We start from the raw sequence: 9,266 nt of genomic DNA, 5'->3' as shown, positions 1-9,266 counted from the left end.
CGCCGAGGAAGCCGATGCCGGTGATGCCGGCGCGGTGGTCGCGACTCACGCCAACCCCAACGTGCCGGTCACGGTCGAGCCCGACGCAGAAGAAACGGAGGCCGCGCCCAAGCGCTCGCGCCGCCGTCCTCGCGCGCGTGCCGCCGAGGAAACCGCGGCTCCGGCCCCGGTTGTCGAAGCGGCGCCCGAGCCCGAGCCCGAAGCGCCGGCCAAGCCCAAGCGTTCGCGCAAGAAAGCCAAGCCTGCTGTCGAAGAACCGACGCCGGTGGAAGCCGTCGCCGAGGAACCGGCCGCCAAGCCGAAGCGCGCGCGCAAGAAGGCCGAACCCGCTCCGGCGGCGGCGAACGACGCCGATGAAATGGTCGCTGCGCCCGAAGCCGACGGTGCGGCACCGGCCGACGACGCGGCGGGAGTCGACGAGAATGGCGAGCCGCGCCGCGGCGGCTGGTGGCAGCGCACCTTCGGCGCGTGACGATCGATCGCCCTGCGCTTCATGGCGGGTTCACTCGCCGGAGCGCAGGGCGGCGGTCGCGTTGATCGCTGGGGCAAACGGGCGGATGATCGGGATATGAAGCGTTACGTCGCGATCTTCGCCGCCATGATCCTGATCTGGGTGCAGCCGGCGCGCGCGCAATCAATCCTGCGCGACGCAGAGACCGAGGCGATGTTCAAGGACATGTCGCGGCAGATGATCATCGCCGCCGGCCTGTCGCCCAACAACGTCCAGGTCGTGCTGGTCAACGACGATTCGATCAACGCGTTCGTGGTCGGCGGGCAGACCGTCTACATCCATTCGGGGCTGATTGCGGCGGCCGACAACGCCAATCAGGTCCAGGGCGTGATCGCGCACGAACTGGGCCATATCGCCGACGGCCATGTCGTGCTGGCCGATGCCGGGTATAAGCCCGCGCTCGGCATTTCATTGCTTAGCATGGTGCTCGGCATCGCCGCCGCCGTCGCCGGCGCGGGCGAAGCCGGCGCAGGAATCTTCGCCGCGGGCCAGCAGGCCGCGCTCGGCAAGGTGCTCGCCTTCACTCGCGTCCAGGAAGCGACCGCCGATGCGACCGGCGCCAAGTTCCTCCGCGAGGCCGGGATCAGCGGCAAGGGGATGCTGCAATTCTTCAGGAAGCTGGCCAACGAGGAATATCGGTATGGGATGGCCAACATCGATCCCTATGCCCAGACCCACCCGCTATCGAACGAGCGCGTCCAGACGCTGACCGCCGACCTCAAGGCGTCGCCTGCGTGGAACGCTCCTCCGGATGCTGCGCTGGAGGAACAGTTCAAGCGCGTGAAGGCCAAACTGGAGGGCTATGTCGCGCCGTACAACCGGACGCTGACCGATTATCCCGAAGGCAACAATTCGATCTACGCGCATTACGCCCGCGCCTATGCCTGGCATAAGGCCGGATACCCGGACAAGGCGGATGCGGAGACGCAGGCGCTGATCGCGGCGCGGCCGCACGACCCCTATTTCCTCGAAATCCGTGGCCAGATCCTGCTCGAGGCGGGGCGGCCGAAGGAAGCGCTCGGCCCGCTCAAGGAGGCGAGCGACCTGACCCGGTACGATCCGCTGATCGTCACCACCTATGGCCACGCGCTGATCGCGACCGAGGATTCGGCAAATTACGCCGAGGCCGAGCGCGTGCTGCGGATCGCGGTCAACAAGGACAGCGACAATCCGTTCGCCTGGCTCCAGCTCGGCACGGTCTACGAACTCAAAGGCGACACCGCGCGCGCCAGCCTGGCGACCGCGGAGCGCGCGAGCATGACCGGCGACACGCGGATGGCGGTGATGTCGGCGCGCGCGGCGATGGCGGGGCTGCCGGCCAACACGCCCGACTGGATTCGCGCGCAGGACATCGCGCTGACCGGCCAGAACGAACTCGACGACAAGAAGCGCAAGAAGAAATGATGGCCTTCCTGTCGTCGCGCGCCGCGCTTCCCCTGGTCGCGGCGGCAGCCGCATTGCTCGGCGCGGGGACGACGTTGCTGGTGTCGCGCTACAGCGGCGGCAGCCAGGTCCGCGACTATCTCCTCGCGCATCCCGAAGTGATCCCCGAAGCGATGCAGCGCCTGCAGGACCGCAACAACGCCAAGGTGATCGCCGCCAACCGCACCGACATCCTGACCCCGGTCGGCGGCGCCTGGGCTGGGAACCCCAATGGCGACGTCACATTGGTCGAATATCTCGATTACAATTGCACGTACTGCCGCGCGAGCCTGCCGATCGTCGACCAATTGATCGCCGCCGACCCCAAGGTGAAGGTGATCTATCGCGAGCTGCCGGTGCTCAGCCCCGAAAGCGACACCGCGGCGCGCTATGCGATCGTCGCTGGGCGCACGGGCAAGTACGATGCGCTCCACCGCGCACTCTATGCGGGCGGGCCACTGACCGACGCGAGCATGGACAAGGCGTTGGCGGTCGCCGGACTCGATCCTGCCAAGGTCAAGGCCGAAGCAAAGAGCGCATCGGTCGAGGCAGCAATCAAGACAAACCTGTCGTTGATGCGCCCGCTCGGCCTCACTGGCACCCCGAGCTGGGTGATCGGCGACCGGATCGTGTCGAGCGTGTTGAGCCTGGAAGAGATGCGCGCGGCGGTCGAGGTGGCACGTACGAAATAGCCCGCGCGCAGTTGCGCGTCATGATCGCCCTCCCCATCTCCCGATCCTAGGGGACTACATGACCGAACCGATCCTTTCCGTCCGCGGCGTATCGAAAACCTACGCCTCGGGTGTCCACGCGCTCCACGCGATCGATCTCGACATCCGCAAGGGCGAAATCTTCGCGCTGCTCGGGCCGAACGGCGCGGGCAAGACGACGCTGATCAGCATCATCTGCGGGATCGTCACGCCATCGACGGGGACGATCAACGTCGGCGGGTTCGACGCGATCCGCCAACCCAGGCGCGCGCGCAAGCAGATCGGGCTGGTGCCGCAGGAACTCGCCACCGACATGTTCGAGACGGTCGAATCGACCTGCCGGTTCAGCCGCGGGCTGTTCGGCTATCCACCGCATTCGGACCATATCGACGAGGTACTCAAGGACCTGTCGCTGTACGACAAACGCAAGTCGAAGATCATGGAATTGTCGGGCGGGATGAAGCGCCGCGTATTGATCGCCAAGGCGCTGTCCCACGAGCCCGACATCCTGTTCCTCGACGAGCCGACCGCCGGGGTCGATGTCGAGCTGCGCCGCGACATGTGGAAACTGGTCCATAAGCTCCGCGCCAAGGGCACGACCATCATCCTGACCACGCACTATATCGAAGAGGCCGAGGAAATGGCCGACCGCGTGGGCGTGATCTCCGGCGGCAAGTTGCTGGTCGTCGACGTCAAGGCCGCACTGATGAAGAAGCTCGGCAAGCGCGAGCTCGATGTGTCGCTGAGCGAGGCGATGAGCGAATTGCCCGCAGAGCTTGGTGAATGGGATCTGAGCCTGCAGAACGACGGCAAGACCTTGCGCTACGTGTTCGACGCGCAGGCCGAGCGCACCGGCATCCCCTCGCTGCTGCGCAAGCTCGCCGACCTCAATATCGGCTTCAAGGATCTCGAAACCTCAAAGTCGAGCCTGGAAGACATCTTCGTCGATCTGGTCAGGGAGGACGGCAAATGAACCTCCACGGCGTCTATGCGATCTATCGCTTCGAAATGGCGCGCGCGCTGCGCACGCTGTGGCAGAGCCTCGTCACCCCCGTGATCACCACCAGCCTGTATTTCGTCGTGTTCGGCGCCGCGATCGGCGGGCAGATGAAGCAGATCAACGGCGTGGCGTATGGCGAATTCATCGTCCCCGGGCTGATCATGATGGCGCTGCTGACCAACAGCATCAGCAACGCGTCGATCGGCATCTACTTCCCCAAATTTACCGGCACGATTTTCGAACTGCTGTCGGCGCCGATCAATTCGATGGAGATGGTAGTCGGCTATGTCGGTGCGGCGGCGACCAAATCGATCCTGCTCGGGCTGGTCATCCTCGCGACCGCGGCGGCGATCGTCCCGATCCATATCGTCCACCCGCTGACGATGATCGCCTTCCTCGCGCTGACCAGCGTCACGTTCAGCCTGTTCGGCTTCATCATCGGCGTGTGGGCCAAGGGATTCGAGCAACTCAGTTTCGTGCCCGCGCTCCTCATCACCCCGCTCACCTTTCTGGGCGGCAGCTTTTATCCGATCAGCACCTTGCCCGAGCCGTGGCGCACGGTCAGCCTGTTCAATCCGGTGGTCTATCTGATCAGCGGGTTCCGCTGGAGCTTCTTCGGCAAGGGCGATGTCGACATCTGGATCAGCCTGGCCGCGACCTTCGGGTTCATGCTGCTGTGCCTGGCGGTGATCGCATGGATTTTTCGCACGGGGTATCGGCTGAAGGAGTAACGCCGCCTTACTGGTTGGTGAGCGTCCAGGTCGCTTGTTTCGCTTTTGCGCCCAGTGCGATCAGATCATCGTTCGGGCTTTGCGTGCGAACGAGCATCAGGCCGTGTTCTGCTTCGATCGGCTCCTGCCAAGCTGGCTCGTTCGGCAAAGGATCGGCTTCGCGATAGGCGCGATTTCGCACATTCTTCATGCGCCGCCACATGATTGCCATGGCGAAGAACGGGAAGACGATTACCGCGATCAGCCACAAGAATTGCATAAAATCGTGCATCGTCCGCGCTCCTATCAGCCCATCAGCGGCAGGACGATTTTAGACCCGGAACACACGCGCTGCGTCGCCTTGACGAAGTCGCTCGGCTTCGCGCGCATGATGTTGGGCACGAAACTCTGCGGGTTGCGGTCGATCACCGGGAACCAGGTCGACTGGATCTGGACCATGATCCGGTGGCCCTTCTTGAACACATGATCGTGGTCGCGCAGCGGCACGTCCCACGCGATGACCTTATTCGGCGCCAGCGGCTGGGGGTTGGTGTCGCTGGCGAGAAAGCGCCCGCGGCGCACATCCATCGCGATCGGCCATTGGTATCCGTTGAGCGTTCTGGCGTATTCGCCGATCGCCCAGTTCGTTGCGCTGGTGTCGACGAAATCGGCGGGTAGCACCTCGATCAATTTGACCACGAAATCGCTGTCGGTGCCGCTGGTCGATGCCATCAACTTGGCGGCGATCTCCCCCGTCACGGTCACGTCATGGTCGAGCGGTTCGGAGGTGTAGCTGAGCACGTCGGGGCGGTGATCGACGAAACGCTGATCGTCCGATTCCCACGACCGCCAATCGGGCGTCGCATAGGTGCGGCTCATCGGTCGCATCCGGAAGGGCACCGGGTTGGCGGGGTCGCTGACATAATCGCGGCACCCCTCCCCCGCCGCGGGCGCGGTGAACGACAGACTGCCGTCGTCGTGGAGGTACAGGTCGGTCGGCTTGGCGCCCGCCGGCGGCCAGGTGGCGTAGCTCTTCCACACGTTCGACCCCGACTGGAACATCCGCGCGGTGAAGTCCGGGCGCGGCCCCTTGCCGTGGAGCCAATAGGCGAAGAACGGCGCCTGGATCTGCGTCTGGAATTCGGTCCCGCTTTCGGTGCCGAGCGGGATCGGGCCAAGGAAGTCCGCCTTCGACTGCCACCCGCCGTGGCGCCACGGGCCCGACACGATCTGGGCGAGATGATCGGGGTCGTTCTTCTTCTGCTGGGCGTAGATCTGCCACGACCCCCACGGATCTTCCTGGTCCCAGAAGCCGGCGACGTTGAGCGTCGGTACCGTCGTCTTGCCCAGCGCCTTCTGCCAGTTCTGGTCGGTGTAGAAGCTGTCGTGATTGGGGTGGTCGAGCAGCGACTGGAACAGCGGCACGCTGCCCTTGAACACGTCTTTGTCGATATTCTCGACCGACCCCATCTTGAGATACCAGTCGTACGCATCGGTCAGCCCGTCGAGGCTCAGTTCCTTGTTCTGCGTCTTGTCGTTCTGCAGGCTGTAGACCCATTCGGTCGCATAGCTGAGCCGCAGCGCACCGTTGCGGTGGAGGTCATCCGACTGCCAATAATCGATCCATGCCGCCTGCGGGCTGACCGCCTTGAGCGCCGGGTGCGGCTTGGCCAGCGACACCGCGGCGGCGAAGCCGGGGTACGACACGCCCCACATCCCGACCTTGCCGTTGTTGTTCGGCACATTCTTCACCAGCCAGTCGATCGAATCGTAGGCGTCTGTCGCTTCGTTGGGACTCGTCTTGACGCTGGTCGACAGCGTGAATGTGCCGTCCGACCCAAACCGCCCGCGCATCGACTGGAACACGAAGATATAGCCGTCGGCGATCAGCGGTTTCCAGCTCGCCGGCATTTGCGGCGGTAATGCCGCGGGCACGCCATAAGGCGTGCGCTGGAACAGGATCGGCAGCTTGGCTGTCGCCCCCTTGGGCGCGATGATCACCGTCTCCATCTTCGCACCGTCGTGCATCGGCACCATCACGCGCGTGTAGGTAAACTGGTCGGCGATGCTTGGCGCGACGGGCGGCGTGGCTTGGGGCCGAGCTGCTACGAACGACACGGGAATCAGAGCCGCGGCTGCCGCCAGCAGGACTATAGTTGCACGCATCACCGCTCTCCTATCCGTCACCCCGGACTTGTTCCGGGGTCCATCGTGCCGCGAATCTTCTGGTCCAATGTTGTGCGGCACGGTGGATGCCGGAACAAGTCCGGCATGACGACGTAATGCGCCGGCCTCAACTGATGCGATGCTCGCCCTTGACCCAGCGCACCGTGCCCGAGCTCGCGCGCATGACCACCGAATTGGTGGTCATCTTGTCGCCCAGGCGCTTGACGCCATCGAGCAGCGAGCCGTCGGTCACCCCGGTTGCGGCAAAGATGCAGTCGCCCTTGGCGAGCTCGCCCAGATCGTATTGCTTGTCGAGATCCTCGATCCCCCATTTGCGCGCGCGGCCGCGCTCGTCCTCGTTGCGGAACAGCAGCCGCCCTTTGAACTGCCCGCCAACACAGCGCAGCGCGGCGCACGCCAGCACGCCCTCCGGCGCACCGCCCGATCCCATATAGATGTCGATCGTCGTGTCGGGATTGGTCGTCGCGATCACCCCCGCGACATCGCCGTCGCCGATCAGCATCACGCCGCATCCGATCCCGCGCAATTCGGCGATTAGCGCCTCGTGGCGCGGCCGGTCGAGTACGCACGCGATCAACTCGCTCGGCTTGACGCCCTTGGCCGCGGCGACCGCCTCGATATTCTGCGTCGGGGTCTTGTCGAGGTCGATCACGCCCTCGGGATAGCCCGGCCCGACCGCGATCTTGTCCATGTACACGTCGGGCGCGTTGAGCAGATTGCCTTCTTCGGAAATCGCCAGCACCGCCAGCGCGTTAGGCCCAGCCTTGGCGCAGAGCGTCGTCCCTTCCAGCGGATCGAGCGCGATGTCGATCCTGGGCCCGGTGCCGATCGCCGACCCGACCTTTTCGCCGATGAACAGCATCGGCGCCTCGTCGCGCTCGCCCTCGCCGATCACCACGGTGCCGTCCATCGCCAGTTCGTTGAGCGCCGCGCGCATCGCCTCGACCGCGGCGGCGTCCGCCGCCTTTTCGTCGCCACGCCCGGTCAGCGTCGACGCGGCGATCGCGGCGGCTTCGGTCACGCGCACCATTTCGAGCACGAGCACGCGGTCGAGCACCTGGCTGGCGGTAGTCATGTTTTGGGGAGTCCTTTGATTGATCGTTGCGGGCGCGGATAGGCTGCGCGTGTTACCGTGTCGAGACGCGTCGATGCTGTCGCTCAGCCAGCCAGCCAGTCCGCGAAAGAACAAGCATGCCCTCTGATGTTGGTCGGCTCGGACGTAGCGATAGAAAGCTAGCTCCGTCGGATCGTCGCCTCCCCGATTGACCCCGGTCACACCGCGGACCCTCGCGACGCACAGGGGACGTGCGATGCTTGAAGAGATGCATCGGATCAGGAATGAGCGCTCGAACATGCTTGTGCGGCGCTTTAACGCAGCAACGTCAAAAGACTTCTGCTCTTCGACATCTGTGCCAATGCTTTCGGCGGTCATAGTCGACCAGCCTTTGCCTGGGCTCCAAGGCGGCCCGAATTTCATGTCGTCAAAATCGACCGATTTCAACGCTTCCCAACGCACGCCGCAGTCTTGCGCAACCGTTTTTGCATCGAAAATACGCGGATCGAATATCATACGGTCGCCGCGCTGATACGACGCCAAGCGATAAATGTGCTCAAGTTCCCGCGCCGAGTGGTCGGAGGAATCTGCATCACCCGCTACCGTGTCGATCGCCGCTGCGGTAAGTGCCCAAAGCAGCGGCCCTATGATGATGGCTGTGGTGATCCACAACAACGCGACGAAAGACGATCGCAATCGCATATGGCACCATGGCCCAGCGACTTCCAAAGTCAAACGAATGTTACTTTATCACATTCGTGTCGCGCGGCGCCTTGATCTCGAACACATACGCCCAGTCCTTGCCGGTGACGAACAGCCGGCGTTTCTTCGCATCCCAGGCGATGCCGTTGGGCACGTCGTTTTCGGCGGTATTGCCGACCTGGCGGTGGAGTTCGGCGACGTCGATCCAGCCGATTACCTTGCCGGTCTTTGGATCGATCCGCGCGATACGGTCGGTCAGCCAGACGTTGGCGAGGATCTCGCCATCGACATATTCGAGTTCGTTGAGATTGATCAGCGGCTGGCCGTCATGCGTCACGGTCAGCGTGCGGCGGACCGCGAAGGTCGTGGGATCGACGAAGCGCAGCACCGGCGTGCCGTCCGACAGGATCAGGCTGGTCCCGTCGCTGGTCAGCGCCCAGCCCTCGCCTTCGTACTTGAACTCGCCGATCTTCTTGAGCGTCGATTTCGACCAGCGGAAGCCGACATGGTTCTTCCACGTCAGGCTGAGAATCTGGTCGCGCCACGGCGCGATACCCTCGCCGTACAGCGGCGGGTTGACCGCGACGCTCTTGAGCACCTTGCCGGTGCGAAGGTCGACTTGGCGGATGCCCGATTTGCCGATCGTCCCAGTGCTCTCCCAGAGCTTGCCATCTTCGTAGAACAGCCCTTCGGTATAGGCCTGCGGATCGTGCGGGTAGGTCGCGACGATCTCCGCGCGGGAGACGGGCACGCTGGTAGGGTCGAGCACAGGAATGTCCTGCGCGACCGCCGGGCCTGCGAAGAGCGCGATGAGGACGATCGCGAGCCGCACGATCATTCCCTGAGCAATTCGTTGATGCTCGTCTTCGCGCGCGTCTGCGCGTCGGCGCGCTTGATTATCACCGCGCAATAGAGCGCCGGCTTGCCGTCGCCGCCGCCGATCGATCCCGGTACGACGACCGCATAAGGC

General features: G+C 64.2%; 8 protein-coding genes and 2 pseudogenes. 5 read left to right on the top strand and 5 right to left on the bottom strand.

Annotation, left to right across the window (positions count from 1 at the left end; genetic code table 11):
* The 5 genes and pseudogenes from JWM94_RS15320 to JWM94_RS15300 form a co-directional block, all read left to right on the top strand.
* Positions 1-472: pseudogene (locus JWM94_RS15320) on the top strand (ribonuclease E/G); the annotation flags it as partial.
* Between the two features lie 96 nt (positions 473-568).
* A complete protein-coding gene (locus JWM94_RS15315; protein ID WP_299428972.1) occupies positions 569-1,915 on the top strand; it encodes a M48 family metalloprotease in 1,347 nt (448 codons plus the stop codon).
* Positions 1,915-2,625 carry a DsbA family protein gene (locus JWM94_RS15310; protein WP_299428970.1) on the top strand — a complete coding sequence of 237 codons (711 nt, stop codon included), beginning with the start codon at positions 1,915-1,917 and terminating at the stop codon, positions 2,623-2,625. Before JWM94_RS15315 ends, JWM94_RS15310 begins: the two co-directional genes overlap by 1 nt.
* Before the next feature lie 58 nt (positions 2,626-2,683).
* Positions 2,684-3,616, top strand: a complete 933-nt coding sequence (locus JWM94_RS15305; RefSeq protein ID WP_299428968.1) for an ABC transporter ATP-binding protein — start codon at positions 2,684-2,686, stop codon at positions 3,614-3,616.
* Positions 3,613-4,374, top strand: coding sequence for an ABC transporter permease (locus JWM94_RS15300; RefSeq protein ID WP_299428966.1), 762 nt, complete (start codon positions 3,613-3,615; stop codon positions 4,372-4,374). The genes JWM94_RS15305 and JWM94_RS15300 overlap by 4 nt, the downstream gene beginning before the upstream one ends.
* Positions 4,375-4,381: 7 nt before the next feature.
* Here the strand turns inward: JWM94_RS15300 and JWM94_RS15295 are convergent, their stop codons facing one another.
* The 5 genes and pseudogenes from JWM94_RS15295 to JWM94_RS15275 all read right to left on the bottom strand — a co-directional run.
* On the bottom strand, positions 4,382-4,645 hold the full coding sequence (locus JWM94_RS15295; RefSeq protein WP_299428964.1) for a hypothetical protein: 264 nt from the start codon (positions 4,643-4,645) through the stop codon (positions 4,382-4,384).
* A 14-nt stretch (positions 4,646-4,659) separates the two neighbouring features.
* Positions 4,660-6,519: a CocE/NonD family hydrolase gene (locus JWM94_RS15290; RefSeq protein ID WP_299428962.1), complete on the bottom strand. Its 1,860-nt coding sequence runs from the start codon at positions 6,517-6,519 to the stop codon at positions 4,660-4,662.
* 127 nt (positions 6,520-6,646) lie between these two features.
* Complete coding sequence (gene glpX, locus JWM94_RS15285) at positions 6,647-7,615, bottom strand: class II fructose-bisphosphatase (RefSeq protein WP_299428960.1); 969 nt, start codon at positions 7,613-7,615, stop codon at positions 6,647-6,649.
* 721 nt (positions 7,616-8,336) lie between these two features.
* The gene (locus tag JWM94_RS15280) at positions 8,337-9,134 is read right to left on the bottom strand and encodes a glutaminyl-peptide cyclotransferase (protein ID WP_299428958.1); all 798 of its coding nucleotides are present in this window, start codon (positions 9,132-9,134) and stop codon (positions 8,337-8,339) included.
* Positions 9,131-9,266 (bottom strand): annotated as a pseudogene (locus JWM94_RS15275) (2,3,4,5-tetrahydropyridine-2,6-dicarboxylate N-succinyltransferase); the annotation flags it as partial. The gene JWM94_RS15280 and the pseudogene JWM94_RS15275, both read right to left, overlap by 4 nt.

The organism is Sphingomonas bacterium (genome assembly GCF_028289855.1).
Taxonomy (GTDB): Bacteria; Pseudomonadota; Alphaproteobacteria; order Sphingomonadales; family Sphingomonadaceae; genus Sphingomonas.
The sequence above is the reverse complement of the archived record's forward strand: the minus strand, read 5'-3'. Positions and strand labels throughout refer to the sequence as shown.